This is a genomic window from Streptomyces sp. NPDC029836 (assembly GCF_055574495.1).
In genome coordinates this window covers 1-19,765 of the sequence record NZ_JBVHZI010000013.1, presented here as the reverse complement: position 1 = coordinate 19,765, position 19,765 = coordinate 1, and the positions used below count along the sequence as shown (strand labels likewise).

Annotated in this window: 14 protein-coding genes; 8 read left to right on the top strand and 6 right to left on the bottom strand. The window is 72.8% G+C overall.

What is annotated here, in order from left to right:
- The first annotated feature begins 39 nt into the window (after positions 1 to 39).
- On the top strand, positions 40 to 1,152 hold the full coding sequence (locus tag ACZ4XJ_RS29690) for an alpha/beta hydrolase (protein WP_362881839.1): 1,113 nt from the start codon (positions 40 to 42) through the stop codon (positions 1,150 to 1,152).
- A gap of 66 nt (positions 1,153 to 1,218) precedes the next feature.
- Here the strand turns inward: ACZ4XJ_RS29690 and ACZ4XJ_RS29685 are convergent, their stop codons facing one another.
- Positions 1,219 to 2,271, bottom strand: a complete 1,053-nt coding sequence (locus tag ACZ4XJ_RS29685) for a C40 family peptidase (RefSeq protein ID WP_468497998.1) — start codon at positions 2,269 to 2,271, stop codon at positions 1,219 to 1,221.
- Between the two features lie 108 nt (positions 2,272 to 2,379).
- Positions 2,380 to 2,736 (bottom strand): hypothetical protein, encoded by a 357-nt coding sequence (locus tag ACZ4XJ_RS29680; RefSeq protein ID WP_383989214.1) that lies wholly within the window; start codon positions 2,734 to 2,736, stop codon positions 2,380 to 2,382.
- A 130-nt stretch (positions 2,737 to 2,866) separates the two neighbouring features.
- On the opposite strand from ACZ4XJ_RS29680, the gene pcrA reads away from it, so the two are divergent.
- The gene (gene pcrA / locus ACZ4XJ_RS29675) at positions 2,867 to 5,428 is read left to right on the top strand and encodes a DNA helicase PcrA (RefSeq protein ID WP_362881833.1); all 2,562 of its coding nucleotides are present in this window, start codon (positions 2,867 to 2,869) and stop codon (positions 5,426 to 5,428) included.
- A gap of 76 nt (positions 5,429 to 5,504) precedes the next feature.
- Here the strand turns inward: pcrA and ACZ4XJ_RS29670 are convergent, their stop codons facing one another.
- Both ACZ4XJ_RS29670 and ACZ4XJ_RS29665 read right to left on the bottom strand, forming a co-directional pair.
- Positions 5,505 to 7,193 (bottom strand): M23 family metallopeptidase, encoded by a 1,689-nt coding sequence (locus tag ACZ4XJ_RS29670; protein WP_468497997.1) that lies wholly within the window; start codon positions 7,191 to 7,193, stop codon positions 5,505 to 5,507.
- A 261-nt stretch (positions 7,194 to 7,454) separates the two neighbouring features.
- Complete coding sequence (locus ACZ4XJ_RS29665; protein WP_468497996.1) at positions 7,455 to 8,375, bottom strand: esterase/lipase family protein; 921 nt, start codon at positions 8,373 to 8,375, stop codon at positions 7,455 to 7,457.
- 210 nt (positions 8,376 to 8,585) lie between these two features.
- Here ACZ4XJ_RS29665 and ACZ4XJ_RS29660 point away from each other — a divergent pair, with 210 nt between their 5' ends.
- Positions 8,586 to 8,987, top strand: a complete 402-nt coding sequence (locus ACZ4XJ_RS29660; protein ID WP_383989226.1) for a cobalamin B12-binding domain-containing protein — start codon at positions 8,586 to 8,588, stop codon at positions 8,985 to 8,987.
- A gap of 129 nt (positions 8,988 to 9,116) precedes the next feature.
- Here the strand turns inward: ACZ4XJ_RS29660 and ACZ4XJ_RS29655 are convergent, their stop codons facing one another.
- Positions 9,117 to 10,703, bottom strand: a complete 1,587-nt coding sequence (locus ACZ4XJ_RS29655) for a DUF5691 domain-containing protein (protein WP_362881826.1) — start codon at positions 10,701 to 10,703, stop codon at positions 9,117 to 9,119.
- 179 nt (positions 10,704 to 10,882) lie between these two features.
- Positions 10,883 to 12,220, bottom strand: a complete 1,338-nt coding sequence (locus tag ACZ4XJ_RS29650; protein ID WP_468497995.1) for an SWIM zinc finger family protein — start codon at positions 12,218 to 12,220, stop codon at positions 10,883 to 10,885.
- Positions 12,221 to 12,354: 134 nt separating this feature from the next.
- Between ACZ4XJ_RS29650 and ACZ4XJ_RS29645 the strand changes: the two genes are divergently transcribed.
- The 5 genes from ACZ4XJ_RS29645 (at position 12,355) to sucD (ending at position 19,563) form a co-directional block, all read left to right on the top strand.
- On the top strand, positions 12,355 to 13,461 hold the full coding sequence (locus tag ACZ4XJ_RS29645) for an ATP-binding protein (protein ID WP_362881822.1): 1,107 nt from the start codon (positions 12,355 to 12,357) through the stop codon (positions 13,459 to 13,461).
- Complete coding sequence (locus ACZ4XJ_RS29640; RefSeq protein WP_468497994.1) at positions 13,458 to 15,749, top strand: DUF5682 family protein; 2,292 nt, start codon at positions 13,458 to 13,460, stop codon at positions 15,747 to 15,749. The genes ACZ4XJ_RS29645 and ACZ4XJ_RS29640 overlap by 4 nt, the downstream gene beginning before the upstream one ends.
- Before the next feature lie 225 nt (positions 15,750 to 15,974).
- Entirely contained in the window at positions 15,975 to 17,168 is a 1,194-nt protein-coding gene (locus ACZ4XJ_RS29635; RefSeq protein ID WP_468497993.1) for a vWA domain-containing protein, read from the top strand.
- Positions 17,169 to 17,457: 289 nt separating this feature from the next.
- A complete protein-coding gene (sucC, locus tag ACZ4XJ_RS29630) occupies positions 17,458 to 18,651 on the top strand; it encodes an ADP-forming succinate--CoA ligase subunit beta (protein WP_383989241.1) in 1,194 nt (397 codons plus the stop codon).
- 21 nt (positions 18,652 to 18,672) lie between these two features.
- Positions 18,673 to 19,563, top strand: a complete 891-nt coding sequence (sucD, locus tag ACZ4XJ_RS29625) for a succinate--CoA ligase subunit alpha (RefSeq protein WP_362881815.1) — start codon at positions 18,673 to 18,675, stop codon at positions 19,561 to 19,563.
- The last annotated feature ends 202 nt before the right edge of the window (positions 19,564 to 19,765 follow it).

Genomic DNA, 19,765 nt, shown 5'->3' with positions numbered 1-19,765 from the left:
GCAACCGGGCAGTGGGCGTCCGCCCTCTTCGGGGGCGTGATGAGCCTGACGGGGACCCCCTTCTTCGCCACCGTGGTGGCCCTGGCGGCGATCGCCGTCGTCCTGCCGCTGGTCGTGTGGAGCAAGGTGCGCGGCCCCGCCGTCGCACGCCTCGCCGCCCGCGGCCTCATGGTGGTCTTCGCCCAGGTCACGGCCGTGGCCCTGGTGTTCGTCGCGGTCAACCGGGACATGAACTTCTACGCGTCCTGGGGCGACCTCCTCGGCACCGGCACCTACGTCACCGCCGCCCCCGACCTCGGCCCCGACGGGCTCGGCGGGAAGAAGGCCGAGCAGGTGAGGGAAGAGCCCAAGGTCCGCCAGGAGTTCGTCCCGGTCGACGGGCTCGGCGGCCGGGTGAAGAAGACCGAGCTGGACGGAAAGATCTCCGGGGTCAAGGGCGACGTCATGGTGTGGCTGCCCCCGCAGTACGACGACCCCGCGTTCAAGGACAAGAAGTTCCCCGTCGTCGAACTGATCCCCGGCATCCCCGGCACCGGCAAGTCCTGGTTCCAGGGACTCAAGGCCCACGAGGTGCTGGAACCCCTCATGAAGAGCGGCAAGGTCCAGCCGTTCATCCTCGTCTCCCCGCGCGCCATGCTGCTCGGCAACGCCGACACCGGCTGCGCCAACCTCCCCGGCAAGGTCAACGCGGACAGCTGGTTCAGCGTCGACGTCCGCAAGATGGTCACCGACAACTTCCGGACCACGGACGAGGCCCGCAGCTGGGGCGTCGCCGGCTACTCGGCGGGCGCGTACTGCGCCGCCAAGCTGGCCATCGCCCACCCCGACCGCTACGGCGCGGCCGTCTCGCTGTCCGGCTACAACGACCCCGGGCAGGAACCCTCCTCGCTCGTCGCCCAGGACCCCGAACTGCGCCGCACCCACAACCTGAAGCACCTGCTGAAGTCCGCGCCCACCCCGCCGCCGGTGTCCCTGTGGATGTCGGGCGCCGAACAGGACGGCTACCTGTCGGGCACGGACCTCAAGGCGATCGCGCAGGCCCCCACCGTCGTCCACGCGGAGAAGGTGACCGGCGGCCACAACCTCGACTCCTGGTCGAAGCAGCTCCCGCAGACCTTCGACTGGCTGAGCCGGACGGTCAAGGCACCGTAACCGCCCCGCCCCGCCCCGGCCCGGCCCGGCCCGCGCGACCGTGGGCCGCTCGGGCCCCGGCGTCCGTCACGCCGGACGGACCGCGCCCGCCCACGGCATGGAGTCGATCGGCGCGAGGCGCACCGTGGAGCCGGGGCGCGGGGCGTGGACCATCTGGCCGCCCCCGACGTACATGCCGACGTGCGTGACGCCGGAGTAGAAGAAGACCAGGTCCCCGGGGGCCAGTTGGCCGCGCGCGACGCGCTGTCCGGCGTTGATCTGGGTGTACGTCGTGCGGGGCAGGGACACCCCGGCCGCGCGCCAGGCCGCCTGCGTCAGCCCGGAGCAGTCGAAGGAACCCGGGCCCGTCGCGCCCCAGACGTACGGCTTGCCGATCGCCCCGTACGCGAAGGCCACGGCCCGCGCCGCGCGGGAACCGTCGGCGGGCGCCGGCGGCGGGGGAGTGCCGGGCGCTCGGGCGGGGGCCGCGGTGGTGGCGGTGCCCGACTGGGCCTCGTACGCGGCCCGTTCCTCGGCGGTGAGCCGGGCCAGCAGGCGCCTGGCCTCGCTGAGCTTCGCCTCGGCGGTGGCCTTGTGTCCGGCCGACTCCTCCTGCCGGGCCCGCAGGTCGGCGAGCCGTCCGGAGGCCTGGTCGCGCAGCTTGCCGACGTCGTCCAGGCCGCGGCGTACGGAGGACACCTCCGCGGCGGTGCGCTTGCCGGCCCGGATCAGGAACGAGGCCCGGTCGAGGTAGTCCTGCGGATCGGCGGCCATGGCCAGCTGGATCGCGGGGCCGAGGCCGCCGCTGCGGTACTGGGTGGCGGCCAGCGACCCGAGCGCGGTGCGGGCGGTGTTCAGCCGGTCGGTGCGACGGGCGGACTCCTCGCGCAGGCCGGTCAGCGCCCGTTCGGCCCCGTCGGCCTGCTCCCTCGCCCCGTTGTACCGCTCGCCGGCGGCCTCGGCCTCCTGGTAGAGCCGGTCGACCTCCGTCTTCACCTCGGCGGGGCTCGGTCGGGGGTCCGCGTGCGAGGTGCCCTCGAAGGCGGTGGCGGTGGCAGCGCCCGCCAGCACGAGCGTGGTGGCGGTCCGTACGCCACCACCGCTGAACGGGCGCTGCCTGGGCTTTCGATGACTGGCCACGGGGGCCTCACGTCCTTCCGTCGGTCTCGGGGGAGGACGCTAGACCCGAAGGTAACGGGACGGTGACGAGATGGCCCGAAGTGGCCGTTCGTGATCGGGACCGATCGGTCAGTGCCAGAGGACGGCGATAAAGATGTTGGCCGTGGTCAGCGCGCCGACCGTCGCGAAGAGACCCTTGTCCACGTGCTCGTCGTCGCGCTTGACGTAGACGAGGGCCAGGACCACGAAGAGGATCGCGAGCTTCACGCCGATCTTGACGTGGTTCAGCGGGGCGCCGTCACCCATCTCGCGGAAGCCGACGAGCAGCACGCCCGTCACGAGCATGGTCAGCGCGCCGTGCAGCATCGCGGGCACGAAGCGGGCGGTGCCCGCGCCCATCGCCTTCATCTGGGTCAGGAAACCGCCCAGGAGGGAGGCGATCCCGATGATGTGCAGGCCGACGAAGACATTGATCAGTACGTCCATGCGGTCGAGCGTACGGGTGCCCCCGACCCCCCCGACGCGCGGGCCCGGGGGGCGTGCGGGTCCCGCGGATCCGGCCGATTCCCGGGGGACGGAACGGGCTGTCGGTCCCGCCCCCTAGACTCGGAAGGCGATGAGTAGCCTCTTTGACGACAGTTTCCTGGCGGACCTGACCCCCTCCGACGAGGTCCCGCCGCCCCCCGAGGAACACGCTGCCCCGGAGCGGGACGCGGACGACCTCTTCGGCGGTCGGTTCGACGCACCCCTGAGCGGGGACGCGTACTACCGGGACGGCGCCCCCAGGCCCGTCATCGACCCGGCGACGCTCCTCGACGGGCTGAACGAGGAGCAGGCCGCCGCCGTGGTGCACGCGGGCTCCCCGCTGCTCATCGTGGCCGGCGCCGGTTCCGGCAAGACCCGGGTGCTCACCCACCGGATCGGCCACCTGTTGTCCGCGCGGCACGTCCACCCCGGCCAGATCCTGGCGATCACGTTCACCAACAAGGCCGCCGGCGAGATGAAGGAGCGCGTCGAGAACCTCGTCGGCCCGCGCGCGAACGCCATGTGGGTGTCCACCTTCCACAGCGCCTGCGTCCGCATCCTGCGCCGCGAGTCCAAGCTCCTCGGCTTCACCTCGTCGTTCTCGATCTACGACGCCGCCGACTCGAAGCGCCTCATGGCGCTCGTCTGCCGCGACCTGGACCTGGACCCGAAGAAGTTCCCGCCGAAGTCCTTCAACGCCAAGATCTCCAACCTGAAGAACGAGCTGATCGACGACGAGGCCTTCGCGGCCCAGGCCGTCGACGGCTTCGAGAAGACGGTGGCCCAGGCGTACGCCATGTACCAGGGCCGGCTGCGCGAGGCCAACGCCCTCGACTTCGACGACATCATCATGACGACGGTCCACCTGCTCCAGTCCCACCCGGACGTCGCCGAGCACTACCGCCGGCGGTTCCGGCACGTCCTGGTCGACGAGTACCAGGACACCAACCACGCCCAGTACACGCTCGTGCGCGAGCTGGTCGGCACCGGATACCCGGACCTGCCGCCCGCCGAGCTGTGCGTCGTGGGTGACGCCGACCAGTCGATCTACGCCTTCCGCGGCGCGACCATCCGCAACATCCTCCAGTTCGAGGAGGACTACGCGGACGCGACCACGATCCTGCTGGAGCAGAACTACCGTTCCACGCAGACGATCCTGTCCGCCGCCAACGCGGTCATCGAGCGCAACCAGAACCGCCGCGCCAAGAACCTGTGGACCCAGGCCGGCACCGGTTCCGTCATCACCGGCTACGTCGCGGACACCGAGCACGACGAGGCGCAGTTCGTCGCCGACGAGATCGACCGCCTGACCGACGCCAAGGAGGCCAAGGCCGGCGACGTCGCGATCTTCTACCGGACCAACGCGCAGTCGCGCGTGTTCGAGGAGATCTTCATCCGCGTCGGGCTGCCCTACAAGGTCGTCGGCGGCGTCCGCTTCTACGAGCGCAAGGAGGTCCGGGACGTCCTGGCCTACCTGCGCGTCCTGGCGAACCCCGAGGACAACGTCCCGCTGCGACGGATCCTGAACGTGCCCAAGCGCGGCATCGGCGAGCGGGCCGAGGCGATGATCGACGCCCTCGCGATGCGCGAGAAGATCACCTTCCCGCAGGCGCTGAAGCGCGTCGACGAGGCCTTCGGGATGGCCGCGCGCTCCACCAACGCCGTCAAGCGGTTCAACGTGCTGATGGAGGAGCTCCGCACCATCGTCGAATCCGGCGCCGGTCCGGCGGTCGTGCTGGAAGCGGTCCTGGAGCGGACGGGCTACCTCGCCGAACTCCAGGCGTCCACCGACCCGCAGGACGAGACGCGGATCGAGAACCTCCAGGAGCTGGCGGCCGTCGCCCTGGAATTCGAGCAGGCGCGCGCCGGAGCGGACGCCCCGGCGACGGACGGCGAGCCCGCCGACGGCGCGACCGCCGACGGTACGGCCGATGGCGCGGTCGTCGCGGCCGGTCCGGGCACCCTCTCCGAGTTCCTGGAGCAGGTCGCGCTCGTCGCCGACTCCGACCAGATCCCGGACGAGGACGAGGACGGCAGCGGCGTCATCACCCTTATGACCCTGCACACCGCCAAGGGCCTGGAATTCCCCGTGGTCTTCCTGACGGGCATGGAGGACGGCGTCTTCCCGCACATGCGCGCCCTCGGCCAGACCAAGGAGCTGGAGGAGGAGCGCCGGCTCGCCTACGTCGGCATCACCCGGGCGCGCGAGCGGCTGTACCTGACCCGCTCCGGCATGCGGAGCGCCTGGGGCACCCCCTCGTACAACCCGCCGTCCCGGTTCCTGGAGGAGATCCCCACCGAGTACCTCCAGTGGAAGCGGACGGGGGCCACCCAGAAGCCGGCCGGCCCGATGCGCGGCTCCGGGTACGGATCCGGTTCGAGCTCCGGCAAGGCGACCTTCGGGACCTCGCCCGAGGCGTTCCTGTCCTCGTCGCGTACGAAGACCGGCCCGTCGGGGTTCGCCACGCGCCGGGCCTCCGACAAACCGGTGATCGCGCTGGCCGTCGGGGACCGGGTCACGCACGACCAGTTCGGCCTGGGCACCGTCATGGAGGTCCGGGGAGCCGGTGCCGACGCGCAGGCCACGATCGACTTCGGTGACGACAAGCCGAAGCGGCTGTTGCTGCGCTACGCGCCGGTGCAGAAGCTGTAGGCCCGCCGGGCGTCATCGCCCCGTCGCCCCACGGTCCGACGGCCCGAGGTCCCACACCTCGGGCCGGGCGGGTGCGTTACCTCGGGTCCAGGCCGTGGCTGCGCAGCCAGGCCAGCGGGTCGATCGCGGAGCCGCCGCCCGGTCGCACCTCGAAGTGCAGGTGCGGGCCCGTGGAGTTGCCGGAGTTGCCGGAGTAGGCGATGACGTCGCCGGCCTTGACCTTGCCGGAGCGGATCTTGGTGCTGCCGAGGTGGCAGTACCAGGTCTCGGTGCCGTCGGGCGAGGTCACTATGGCCATGTTCCCGTAGGCGCTGTTCCACTGGGTGCGCACGGTGCCGTCGGTGGCGGCCATGACCGGGGTGCCGTAGGAGACCGGGAAGTCGATGCCGGTGTGCACGGACATCCACATGCCGCCGGCCTGACCGAAGCTGGCGGAGAGGCCGTTCTGGGTGACGGGCACCGCGAACTTGGGCCGGGCCGCCTCCTTGGCGGCGGCCTCCTCGGCCCGCTTCTTCTTCTCGTCCTCCTGGCGCTGGCGCAGGTCGATGCGTTCCTGTGTGCGGCTCGCGCGGTCCGCGAAGTCACCGGCGTCGGCGCTGAGCGCAGCCAGTTGGGTGTCGAGCTTGTTGTTCGCGGCGACCGGCTGCACCGAGGCGGGATCGGGCGCCGCCATCGTGGTGGTCTCCTCGGACGGCTTCTCGGTGCTCCCGGCGAGTCCGCCGACCGAGGCCGCGGCCACTCCTGCGACGCCCATGACGCAGGCGGACGGCACCGCGACGGTCAGCAGGGCGGAACGCTTGGCGGGGGTGCGGCGGCGGGTGTTGCCGCCGGCGCCACCGGTCTTGACGGGGGTGGTCCTGGCGCCGCCCTTGGACGTGGGCGTGGACGTGGACCCGGATGTGGGCGTGGGCGCGGGCGTTGCCTTCGCCTTCGTCTTCGCCGACCCCTTGGCCCCGGCCCGCCGGGACGGGCGCGGCTCGCTCGGGGTGACCGGCATGGCCTGGGTGGGCAGGTCGTGCACGCCGTCGATGAAGACCGGTTCGTTCGCGGACGGAGCGGTCACCGCCTCGAAGACGGAGGTCTCGGCGGTGTGCAGGTCGGCCTCGGCCCGGCCTTCGACGTACGGATCGGCGTAGGGCTCCGGGGAGGTGCCGGCGTAGGACTCGGTGTACGGATCGGCGTAGGAGTCCGCGTAGCCGTCGCCGTACGGGCCTGCGCTCTCGGCGGCCGGGACGACCGGGACGACGGTCGTGGCCTCGTAACCGTAGGAGGCCGACTGGGAGTTGACGTCGACGTAGGTCCGGGGGCCGGTGTCGGTGACCGGTTCGGTGATCCCGCCGCCGTTCCAGGCGGTGGCGTCGTAGGTGCCGGTCTCCTGCCCGTATCCCGGGAGGGTCCAGTGACCCGTCTGCTCCGAGGCGGCGGGGTCGTGGCCGAAGGACGCCGAGTCCCAGCCGATTCCGGTTCCGGTCCCGTGCCACGCGCTCGCGTCCCACTGCCCGGTGCCGTCGTCGGGCACGCCCTGGCTGGGCACGGTCGGCAGGTAGGTCTCCGGCGCGGACCACGCGGTGGTGTCGTACGAACCGGTCGACGGGTACGAGCCGTAGGCGTCGTAGGTGCCGGAAGCCGTGTAATCCGCAGGGTATTGGTAGCCTTGGCTCTGCGTTTCATAGGAAACGTAGGCCTGGTCACCAGCGAAAGTGGTGGTGGAAAGGCCGTCGTACCCGGTTTCGGGGTACTGGCCCGACGTCGGGCGGTCGTTCACCAACTTCTCTTTCGCCTCGGCAGTGGGGGGCCTGGGTGGCCGGGGAACTCAAGGTTCACCGGAGGAGAGCAGTGGCGTGACTGTACCCGTCGGTTACTGGGGACGACAATCTTCGGCGGGTTCCGTTCTTACGGGATCGGGGCATTCGGCGCCCTTTCGGTCCTCCGAACACCGAGCCTTGGCCTTGAGTTCGAAATTAGTTCGACTGGGGTTGGGAGGGAGCGCGAGCGCGCCTCCGGTGTGTTCGTGTCTCCGGGGCGCTCACATGGCCAGGCTTTGGCCCTTGGTTCCCGTGGAAGCGGTGAGGCCGGTGGCGGGAGCGGTCGGCGCCGTCGGCGCGCTCGATGTCCTGGCGGGCGCCGTCGCGTCGGTGACCGGGCCGTCCAGGGCGCGGCGAACGGCGGCGATCACGGCGGGATGGACCGGCAGGGCCAGGTGACCGATGCCGGTGACCTGCACGTTCGTCGCGTCCAGGTCCGGGTGCTCGATCCTGGCCGTCCCCGTCGGCGCCATCAGGGTGTCGAACTCGCTCCAGAAGGCGACGCACCGGGTCCGGCAGCCGGGCGACGGGGCGCGCAGTTCCGTCAGCACCTCGGACTCCGGACGCATCTGCCGGACCAGCGGGTGCGCGTCCATGAAGGGCGCCACCCGGGTGCCGGCGTGAGGGGTGCCGAGCGTGACGAGCGTCCGCACCCGCGCGTCCCCGCCGAGCCGCTGCACGTAGTAACGGGCGACGAGGCCACCGAGACTGTGCCCGACGAGGTCCACCCGGTCCTGCCCGCTGCGCTCGCACAGTTCCTCGATCCGCCGGGCGAGATGGCGGGCCGTGACGCGCAGATCGCGGGTGAAGGGGGAGTAGTTGTACGTCTCCACCCGGCGCAGACCGTCCGCGCCGAGGGCGCGCCGCAGCAGGACGAAGACCGAACGGTTGTCGGTGAACCCGTGCAGGAGCAGTACGGGGGGACGCTGTCCGGGGTGGGCGGGTTCGGCGGTGGCGTCCGGGTCGGCGACGGCGTCGTCGGGGTCGGTGTGCGTGGTCGCCGGCGCCGGGCGCTCTTCGAGGAGTCCGGTGGGATAGAGGAGGAGGTGGCCGGCCAGGACGACGGCCTCCAGGACGGCGGCGCGCAGGGCCGCCCCGGTCATCGACAGCGGCAGCGGCAGCGGTGTGATCGACAGCCCCATGGACGGCCCTCCCCTGGACCTCTCGGGGACACGGCCGCACCGCCGAAGCGACCCCGCCACCGTGCCGGGCGGCTGTCGGCGCGGTGGCGGGGCGACTCGGCGGTGAAGGATCCGCTGTGTCCCACGTGTGATTTCCCCCTCCCGGTTGACCGCGAAACGGTGCGGTGCGCGATGCTGTACTTAACGTTCGTTCACTCGGGAGGCAGTGCGATGGGTGTGACCGGTCCGATCCGTGTGGTGGTGGCCAAGCCGGGTCTCGACGGCCACGACCGGGGTGCCAAGGTGATCGCACGTGCGCTGCGCGACGCCGGCATGGAGGTCATCTACACCGGCCTCCACCAGACCCCCGAACAGATCGTGGACACCGCCATTCAGGAGGACGCCGACGCGATCGGTCTCTCGATCCTGTCCGGCGCCCACAACACGCTGTTCGCGCGCGTGCTGGAGCTCCTGAAGGAGCGGGACGCGGAGGACATCAAGGTGTTCGGCGGCGGGATCATCCCCGAGGACGACATCGCTCCGCTCAAGGCGAAGGGGGTCGCGGAGATCTTCACGCCGGGGGCGACCACCACGGCGATCGTGGACTGGGTCAACGGGAACGTGCGGCAGTAGTTGCCGTCGGCCCCGGCCCTGTCGGGGCCGGGGCCGGTTCGGGTCGGCGCCGGGTCGTTGTGGTGGCCCCGACCTGTGTGGGCCCGGCCTGTGTGGGCCCGCCCTGTGGGGGGCGGCGGGGCATCGTTCTCAAGGGGTCGGTGGGGTGAGTTCGGTGAGCATCGTGGCGCGGAGGCGGAGGGTGGCCACCAGGCGTTGGAAGGCTTCCGACCAGTAGGCGGCCGCGCCCGGGGAGGCGTCCGGCGGGTCCTGGGCGCCGGCGGTGAGGGCCTCCAGGTGGGCGGCTTCCGTGGGGTCGAGGCAGCGTTCGGCCAGGCCCATCACCCCGCTGAAGCTCCACGGGTAGCTGCCCGCCTCGCGGGCGGAGTCGAGGGCTTCGACCACGGCCCGGCCCAAGGCCCCGGACCACGGGACCAGGCAGACGCCGAGTAGCTGGAAGGCCTCCGAGAGGCCGTGGGCCCGTATGAACTCCGCCACCCAGGAAGCCCGTTCGTCCTCCGCGAGGGTTTCCAGCAGCTTCGCGCGTTCGGCCAGGGACGCGGTGCCCGGGCCAGCCGCCGGTGGTGCCGAGGGTGCGCCGAGGAGGGCCTTCGACCACTCCGCGTCGCCTTGGCGGACGGCCGCCCGGCACCACGCCGCGTGCAGTTCCTCCGCCCAGCCCTCGGCCACCGTCAGGGCCACGATCTCCGCCGGGCCGAGCCCGCCGAACCGGTCCCGCCAGCAGGCCAACGGCGCCGCCTCCACGAGTTGGCCGAGCCACCAGGCCCGTTCGCCGCGTCCCGCCGGGGGGCGCTTGACCACGCCGTCGCGGAGCATGCCCGCGTCGCACTCGGCGGGCGGGGTCACCGATCGCGGGCCGACGCAGGCCAGCGCCCGCTCCGCCATCCGGCCGGCCAGGGCGGAGCCCGGCAGGGCCGACAGCAGTTCGGCGGCGGTCGCCCGTACGTTGCGGCTGCGGTCCCCGAGAGCGGATTCCAGGAACGGCTCGTCCGTGGGGGAGAGGCCTTCCCTGAGGGAATCCAGGAACATCAGCCGGTCCTCGGCCCGTTCGGTGGACCAGGTGGTGGCCAGCAGACGGGGCGCGGCCGCCGCCTCGTGCGCCCGGACGGCGCCCAGCAGGGCGACCCGTTCGGCGAACAGCCCCTCCTCCCAGAGCCGGTTCACCGCCTCCTGGTCGGCGGGGTCGGGCAGTTCGCCGGCGCCGCCCGTCCCGCCGCGCAGCGCGAACCGCCAGTCCGGGTTGAACCGGGCCAGCCACAGGCCCCGCGCCCCGGCCAGGGCGAGGGCCTGGGGGCGCAGGTCGGTCCGGGCCCGGGCCGCGTCCAGCAGCGCCGGGACCAGCGCCGACGGGGCCCGGTAGCCGTGCCGCGCCGCGGTGGCGAGCCACTGCGGCAGCAGTTCCGTCAGGTCGGGTGAGGCTCCGCGCCGGCCGCCGGCGCTGCCCGCGCCCGTGCGGCCCGCCAGGAGTTGCGCGAGCCGCCGCCGGGCCGCGTCCGGCGGCGCCGGACGCGGATCCCGTGGTGCGGGTGGCGGCAACGGGCCGGCCGGGGCCGGCCGGAGCCCGGCGCGGCGGCGCAGGGTCTGCACGGCCGCCGCGTCGAGCAGGGCCTGCGGTGCGCCGCCCCGTCGCTCGGTTCCCAGCAGCGCGACGGCGACCAGTTCCTCCCAGTCCTGCGGTGCCGCGCTCTTCTCGTTCGCCTCGGCCGTGCCGTTCATCGGACCCCTCCCTCTTGTCGTTCCGTGCTCCGGTCCCGCCCCCTCCGCGGGACCGGAGCGTCCGTGTCGGATCGGTCAGTGCCTCAGCTCGCGTGGTTGTCGTTCATCAAAGCCCCCCGGCTTACTCGTTTCCTCACGACGGCGCCCCCGCGCCGTCGCTTCCTGCTCCCCGCCCGACGTCACCCGAGGGCGACCGGCTCCGCCCCCTGCGGATGCCATGCCGTCAGCGGGGTGAACCCGCGGTGACCGCACTCGCCGAACACCGTGACGGGGCCGCCGCCCGAGAGGGCGGCCAGCTGCCACAGGCCCGACCGTGAACGGCCTCCGGCGAGGTGCACCGGCAGTGCGAACTCCCCTTGGGCGTCCGCGAGTTGCCAGCCGCCGTCGCCCGATTCCCCCGGTATCGGGATCACCGGGCCCAGTACCACCGGCCACGACTCCAGCCACGGGTCCTCCCGCAGCGCGTCGCCGTACGCGGCCAGTGCCTCCTGCGTGCCCACCCCGGCCGGAACCCGGGTGTCCGCCGCCGCTGCCGCGAACCGTTCTCCCAGGTCCGCCCGCAGCCCCGCCGAACCGGGACGGAAGCGGGCTTCCGCCTCCAGCACCAGGCCGACCGGCAGGGCCGGCCCCGGCGGTCGCCCGGGCGGTCCGAAGTCCAGCACCAGGGCCGGGCGCCCGCTCCCCAGCCCGTGCAGCCAGATCCGGCGGGTGATGAGCCGGCCGTCCGGGGACGCCGAGTCGTACTGGGCCAGGACGAGCCAGTGGTCCCGTACGGTTTCGCCCTCCCCCGAGGACGGCAGCCCCACCCGGCTCCGGACGGTCGCGGCCAGCGGTTCCGGCAGCCCGGACGCCCCCAGCCAGGCCCTGTCCAGCAGGTGCAGCAGCGCGAACTCCTCAAGCATCCGCGCGGGCCAGCCCGGGCCGCAACCGGGTATTGTCCCCAACTCCCTTACCCGGGAGGCCAATCCCGGAGCCTGCGCGTCGACCATCCGGGCCGCCGTCTCCTCCCACGGCGCGTACCCCGCCTGCTCCTGGCCGGCCAGGCCCGCGCGCACCAGGTCCACGAGCCGCTGTTCCAGCTCGGTGACCCCCGCGCCGATCCGTTCCGCCCGCCGCAGGGCGCGGCGCCTGGCCCCCTCCTCGTCCACCGGTCCGGCCACCGGCCGGGCGGCCTTCGCCGCCCGCTCCGTCAGCCATTCCCCCGCCCAGTCCGGTGCGTCGACCGGATCCCCCACCCCTTCCGCCGCCCACAGCAGCAGCAGTCCCAGCGCGTGCTTGCACGGGAACTTCCGGCTCGGGCAGGAGCACTTGTACGCCGGCCCCGTCAGGTCCACGACCGTCCGGTACGGCGTACTGCCGCTGCCTTTGCACCACCCCCACACCGCACCGGAAGCGGAACCTCCGGTCTGCGACCACGGACCCGCCCCGCCCAGCCTGCCCCCCGCCTTGCGCGACGCCTCGTCAGGAGCCAGGGCCAGTACCTGTTCCGTCGTCCAACGAACCCCCTGCTCAGTCATGGGAACCACCGTAGGGACCCCCACTGACAATCGCTTTGACCTGCAACAACAGCTCGAAAGACGGGTGTTGTCAGTGGCATGGTGCACCTTGGGTGCAGCAGCCGGAAGCGGCTGGAGAGCCTTGGAGGGGGACCATGACCACGATCGAGAACGAGAGCCCCGCAGAAGCCCTGCGACCGCACGCCGAGGACGCCTTCGCGCACGAACTGAAAGCCCTGGCCGCCGCCGACGACCGTCCCCGGCCCACCCGTTGGAAGCTCTCCCCGTGGGCCGTGGCGACCTACCTGCTCGGCGGCACGCTCGACGACGGCACCGTCATCACGCCCAAGTACGTCGGCCCGCGCCGCATCGTCGAAGTGGCCGTCACCACCCTCGCCACCGATCGCGCCCTGCTCCTCCTCGGCGTCCCGGGCACCGCCAAGACCTGGGTCTCCGAACACCTCGCCGCCGCCGTCAGCGGGGACTCCACGCTCCTCGTCCAAGGCACCGCCGGCACCCCCGAGGAAGCCATCCGCTACGGCTGGAACTACGCCCGCCTCCTCGCCCACGGACCGAGCCGCGAAGCCCTCGTCCCCAGCCCCGTCATGCGGGCCATGGCCGAGGGCATGACCGCCCGCGTCGAGGAACTCACCCGCATCCCCGCCGACGTCCAGGACACGCTCATCACCGTCCTGTCCGAGAAGACGCTCCCGATACCGGAGCTGGGCCAAGAGGTGCAGGCCGTTCGCGGGTTCAACCTCATCGCCACCGCCAACGACCGCGACCGCGGGGTCAACGAGCTGTCCAGCGCGCTGCGCCGGCGCTTCAACACCGTGGTCCTGCCGCTGCCCGCCACCGCCGACGCCGAGGTCGACATCGTCGCCCGCCGCGTCGACCAGATGGGCCGCTCGCTCGACCTGCCCGCCGCACCCGAGGGCCTGGAGGAGATCCGTCGGGTCGTCACCGTCTTCCGCGAGCTGCGCGACGGGGTCACCGGCGACGGCCGGACGAAGGTGAAGTCGCCCAGCGGGACCCTGTCCACGGCCGAGGCCATCTCCGTCGTCACCGGCGGGCTCGCGCTCGCCGCGCACTTCGGGGACGGCGTCCTGCGCCCCTCCGACGTGGCCGCCGGGATCATGGGCGCCGTCATCCGCGACCCGGCCGCCGACCGGGTCGTATGGCAGGAGTACCTGGAGGCCGTGGTCCGCGAGCGGGACGGCTGGAAGGACTTCTACCGCGCCTGCCGGGAGGTCTCGGCATGAGCCCGGCCGCCAAGGGGCCGCTGCTGCTGGGCGTGCGCCACCACGGGCCGGGCTCCGCGCGGGCGGTGCGGGCCGCCCTGGACGCGGCGCAGCCGCGGGCCGTGCTGATCGAGGGCCCGCCCGAGGGGGACGCTCTGCTGCCGCTGGCGGCCGAGCCCGGGATGCGTCCGCCCGTCGCCCTGCTCGCGCACGCCGCCGACGATCCGGGCCGGGCCGCGTTCTGGCCGCTGGCCGGGTTCTCCCCGGAGTGGGTCGCCATCCGCTGGGCGCAGGCGCGGGACGTGCCGGTGCGCTTCATCGACCTGCCGGCCGCGCACTCCCTCGCCGCGCCGGCGCCCGAGGGGGAGACGGGCGCCGGCGACGGGGAGGGGGCCGGCGACGTCCGGCTGGACCCGCTCGGGGTGTTGGCCGAGGCCGCCGGGTACGACGACCCCGAACGTTGGTGGGAGGACGTCGTCGAGCACCGCGGCAGCGGCGCCGCGGGCGATCCGCTCGCCGCCTTCGAGGCCCTCGCGGAGGCCATGGGGGCCCTGCGCGAGGCGTACGGGGACGGCGGCCACCCGCGCGATCCCGTCCGCGAGGCCCACATGCGGCAGCGGATGCGGGCCGCCCGGCGGGAGTTCGGCGACGACTACGCCGTGGTCTGCGGGGCCTGGCACGTCCCGGCGCTTGCCGCCAAGGCGACGGCGAGCGCCGACAAGGCGCTGCTTACCGGCCTGCCCAAGGTCAAGGTGGAGACCACCTGGGTGCCCTGGACCCACCGCAGGCTCGCGCGGGCCGGCGGGTACGGGGCGGGCATCACCTCGCCCGGCTGGTACGCCCACCTGTTCGCGGCCCGCGACCGACCCGTCGAGCGGTGGCTGACCAAGGTCGCCGGTCTGCTGCGCGAGGAGGACTTCCAGGTTTCCTCCGCCCACGTCATCGAGGCGGTCCGGCTGGCCTCGACCCTGGCCGCGGTGCGCGGCCGGCCGCTGCCGGGGCTCACCGAGACCCTGGAGGCGGTCCGGGCCGTCATGTGCGACGGCTCCGACGTGCCGCTCGCGCTGATCGAGGACCGGCTCGTCGTCGGGGACGTCCTCGGCGAGGTCCCGGACGAGGCACCCGTCGTACCGCTCCAGCGGGACCTCACCCGCAGTCTGCGCTCGCTGCGGCTCAAGGCGGAGGCGCAGGAGCGCGAGCTGGAACTGGACCTGCGCAAGGACACCGACACGGCCAAGTCCCTGCTGCTGCACCGGCTGAGGCTGCTCGGGATCGACTGGGGCGTGCCCGTCGCCTCCCGGGGCAGCACCGGGACCTTCCGGGAGACCTGGCGGCTGCGCTGGGAGCCGGAGCTGTCGGTCCGGGTCGCCGAGGCCGGGATCTGGGGCACCACCGTCCTGGGGGCGGCCACCGCCAGGGCCGAGGCCGACGCGGCCGGGGCCGATGACCTGGGGGCCGTCACGGCGCTCGCCGAACGGTGCCTGCTGGCCGGGCTGTCGCAGGCGCTGCCGGCCGTGCTGCGGGCGCTCGCCGACCGGGCGGCGCTCGACACCGATGTGGCGGGCCTGGCCAAGGCGCTGCCGGCGCTGGCCCGTTCGCTTCGGTACGGGGACGTCCGGGGGACGGACGCGGCGGCGCTCGGCGCGGTCGCCGCCGGGCTCGCCGAGCGGATCTGCGTGGCGCTGCCGCCCGCGTGCGCGGCCGGACTGGACGCCGACGGGGCGGCCGAACTGCGCACCCATGTGGACGGCGTGCACGGGGCGCTGGCCCTGCTGGCGGACGCCCGGGAGGCCGGCGGGCCGCGCGAGCGCTGGTCGGCGGTCCTGCGGGCGCTGGCCGAGCGGGACAGCGTGCCCGGGTTGATCCGCGGCCGGGCCGCGCGACTGCTGCTGGACGACGGCCGGCTCCCGGCCGAGGAGACGGCCCGACTGATGGGCCTCGCCCTGTCCCCGGCGTCCGCGCCGGCCGACGCGGCGGGCTGGATCGAGGGGTTCGCCGGCGGGAGCGCGGGCGGCGGCACGCTGCTTGTCCACGACGAGCGGCTGCTGCGCCTGATCGACGCCTGGTTGGTGTCGGTGCCGGAGGGCGCCTTCATCGACGTACTGCCGCTGCTGCGGCGGACGTTCGGGGGGTACGAACCGGGGGTGAAGCGGGCCTTGGGCGAACTGGTCCGGCGCGGACCCGGGGGGCGGGCCGCGGCCGCTGCGCCGGGCGGCGCCCGGGCGGGTTTCGCCGCGGAACCGGACCCGGTCCGGGCGGACGCGGCGGAAGGGCTGGTCCGGCTGCTGCTGTCCGCGGCGCCGGCCTAGTGCTGTGGCCGGAAGGGTTTGCCGGGTCGCGGTGTTCGGTGCGGTGCGTCGCGAGGCGGAGGGCCGCGGCTCGTACTGGAGTACTTCCGTGGTCCGACAACGCGGCGAGGTGCCGTGCCGGGCGCCGCGACCCGGTGGACCCTTCCGGTCCCAGCACCGGGTGGCCCGTACGCCTGTGGAGGCGGAGTACGGAACGCGTGGGAAACGACTGGAGGGGACGGGGACATGAGGGCAGCGCAGAACCCGGCGGAGAGCGCCGCGGGCGGGGACACCGGTGGCGACGCGGAGCGGCTGCGGCGGTGGCGGCTGGTGCTCGGCGGCGGCGAGGCCGACGGCACCGGCCGCACGCTGACCGGGCGGGACGCGGCGATGGACGCCGCACTGGGCGCGCTGTACGGCGGCGCGCGCGCCGGCGGCTCCCGCCGGGCCTCGGGGGAGCGGTCGGCCGGACTGGGCGGCAGCGCGCCGAACGTGGCGCGCTGGCTCGGGGACATCCGTACGTACTTCCCGGCCTCGGTGGTGCAGGTCATGCAGCGGGACGCGATCGAGCGGCTCGGGCTGGCCTCGCTGCTGCTGGAGCCGGAGATGCTGGAGGCCGTCGAGCCGGACGTCCACCTCGTCGGCACCCTGCTCTCGCTCAACAAGGCCATGCCGGACACCACGAAGGAGACGGCCCGGGCCGTCGTCCGCAAGGTGGTGGAGCAGCTGGAGAAGCGGCTGGCGACCCGTACCCGGGCCACGCTCACGGGCGCCCTGGACCGGTCCGCGCGGATCAACCGGCCCCGGCACCACGACATCGACTGGAACCGGACGATCCGGGCCAACCTCAAGAACTACCTGCCCGAGTACCGCACGGTCGTCCCGGAGCGGCTCATCGGTTACGGCCGGGCCTCGCAGGCGGTGAAGAAGGAAGTCATCCTCTGCATCGACCAGTCGGGCTCGATGGCGGCGTCCGTCGTCCACGCCTCCGTCTTCGGCGCGGTCCTCGCCTCCATGCGCTCGATCGCGACCCGACTGGTCGTCTTCGACACGGCGGTCGTCGACCTGACCGACCAGCTCGACGACCCCGTCGACGTCCTCTTCGGTACGCAGTTGGGCGGCGGCACCGACATCAACCGGGCGCTGGCCTACTGCCAGTCGAAGATCACCCGGCCCGCCGACACGGTGGTCGTCCTGATCAGTGACCTCTACGAGGGCGGCATACGCGACGAGATGCTCAAGCGGGTCGCCGCGATGAAGGGCGCCGGGGTGGAGTTCGTGACCCTGCTCGCGCTCTCCGACGAAGGCGCCCCCGCCTACGACCGCGAACACGCGGCGGCCCTCGCCGCCCTCGGGACGCCCGCGTTCGCCTGCACCCCCGATCTGTTCCCGGACGTGATGGCGGCGGCGCTGGAGAAGCGCCCCCTGCCGGTCCCCTGACGGGGGTCGTGCGCGGGCGCGCACCGTGCGGTCGTAAATCGGCAGATCACACGAACACGCAGTTCAACCGTCAGGGGATCTGTGACAGGTATCACCGCTCAGGTGTGATCTGCGATTTAGGGACCCACGGCCCACGGGGATAACCTGCGGGACGGACATGCCGCGTCCACGGTCACCGTGTGCGCCTTCCTTGTGACAGCGCCGTCACGTTGCCCTCCGCGGCACGCCCACGCAGATAGCAGACAACCGCGAATCACTGCGAATCTTTGAAGACAAGGGACGGACGCGCGTGGACCTGTTCGAGTACCAGGCGAGGGACCTCTTCGCCAAGCACGGTGTACCGGTGCTGGCCGGTGAAGTCATCGACACGCCTGAGGCGGCTCGCGAGGCCACCGAGAAGCTGGGCGGCAAGTCGGTAGTCAAGGCGCAGGTGAAGGTCGGCGGCCGCGGCAAGGCCGGCGGCGTCAAGCTGGCCGCCACCCCGGACGAGGCCGTCGCCCGTGCGACGGACATCCTGGGCATGGACATCAAGGGCCACACGGTCCACAAGGTGATGATCGCCGAGACCGCTCCCGAGATCCTCGAGGAGTACTACGTCTCGTACCTCCTCGACCGCACCAACCGCACCTTCCTGGCCATGGCCTCGGTGCAGGGCGGCATGGACATCGAGGAGGTCGCGGAGAAGACCCCCGAGGCCCTCGCGAAGGTCCCGGTCAACGCCAACGAGGGCGTCACGATCGAGAAGGCCCGCGAGATCGTCGCGCTGGCGAAGTTCCCGGCCGAGGTCGCCGAGAAGGTCGCCGAGGTCCTCGTGACCCTGTGGGCGACCTTCATCGCCGAGGACGCGCTCCTCGTCGAGGTCAACCCGCTCGCGAAGGTCGCCAACGGCGACATCATCGCGCTCGACGGCAAGGTCTCGCTCGACGAGAACGCCGAGTTCCGCCAGCCGGGCCACGTGGAGTTCGTGGACCACGCGGCCGCGAACCCGCTGGAGGCCGCCGCCAAGGCGAAGAACCTCAACTACGTCAAGCTCGACGGTGAGGTCGGCATCATCGGCAACGGCGCGGGTCTCGTCATGAGCACCCTCGACGTCGTCGCCTACGCCGGCGAGGCCTACCAGTCGGTGAACGGTGGCGGCGTCAAGCCGGCCAACTTCCTCGACATCGGTGGTGGCGCCTCCGCCGCCGTCATGGCGAACGGCCTGGAGATCATCCTCGGCGACCCGGACGTCAAGTCCGTCTTCGTCAACGTCTTCGGTGGCATCACCGCGTGCGACGAGGTCGCCAACGGCATCGTCCAGGCGCTGCAGCTGCTCGAGGACAAGGGCGAGGCGGTCACCAAGCCGCTGGTCGTCCGTCTCGACGGCAACAACGCCGAGCTGGGTCGCAAGATCCTGTCGGACGCCAACCACCCGCTGGTTCAGCGCGTGGACACCATGGACGGCGCGGCCGACAAGGCCGCCGAGCTCGCGGCTGCGAAGTAAGGGCAGAGGTCAAAGACTCACATGGCTATCTTCCTCAACAAGGACAGCAAGGTCATCGTCCAGGGCATGACCGGTGCCACGGGCATGAAGCACACCAAGCTGATGCTGGCTGACGGCACCAACATCGTCGGCGGCGTGAACCCGCGCAAGGCCGGCACCACCGTCGACTTCGACGGCACCGAGGTCCCGGTCTTCGGTTCCGTCGCCGAGGCGATCGAGAAGACGGGCGCCAACGTCTCCGTCCTCTTCGTCCCGCCGGCCTTCGCCAAGGCCGCCGTCGTCGAGGCCATCGACGCCGAGATCCCGCTGGCCGTCGTCATCACCGAGGGCATCGCGGTGCACGACTCCGCCGCCTTCTGGGCGTACGCGACCGCCAAGGGCAACAAGACCCGCATCATCGGCCCGAACTGCCCGGGTCTGATCACCCCCGGCCAGTCCAACGCCGGCATCATCCCGGGCGACATCACCAAGCCCGGCAAGATCGGTCTCGTGTCCAAGTCGGGCACGCTGACCTACCAGATGATGTACGAGCTGCGCGACATCGGCTTCACCTCCGCCGTCGGCATCGGTGGCGACCCGGTCATCGGCACCACGCACATCGACGCTCTGGAGGCCTTCGAGGCCGACCCGGACACCGAGCTGATCGTCATGATCGGTGAGATCGGCGGCGACGCCGAGGAGCGTGCGGCGGACTTCATCGCGAAGAACGTCACCAAGCCGGTCGTCGGTTACGTCGCGGGCTTCACCGCCCCCGAGGGCAAGACCATGGGCCACGCCGGCGCCATCGTCTCGGGTTCTTCCGGCACCGCACAGGCCAAGAAGGAAGCCCTCGAAGCCGCGGGCGTCAAGGTCGGCAAGACGCCGACCGAGACCGCGAAGCTGGCGCGCGAGATCCTCAACGCCGCGAAGTAGGCGGTCGCCGCCCGCACGTCGCGCACGCGAGTGCGCGGACGCGCGGAGCGAGCACGGGCGTGGGCCCCCCCCCCCCGGGGGGGGGGCCCCCCCCGGTTGGGGGCGGGGGGGGGGGGCCGCCCCCCCCCCCCCGCGCGCCCCCGGCGGGGGCCGCCCCCGGGGGGGCGGGGCCCCGGTGCCGGGGGTGCCCGCGCCCCCCCGG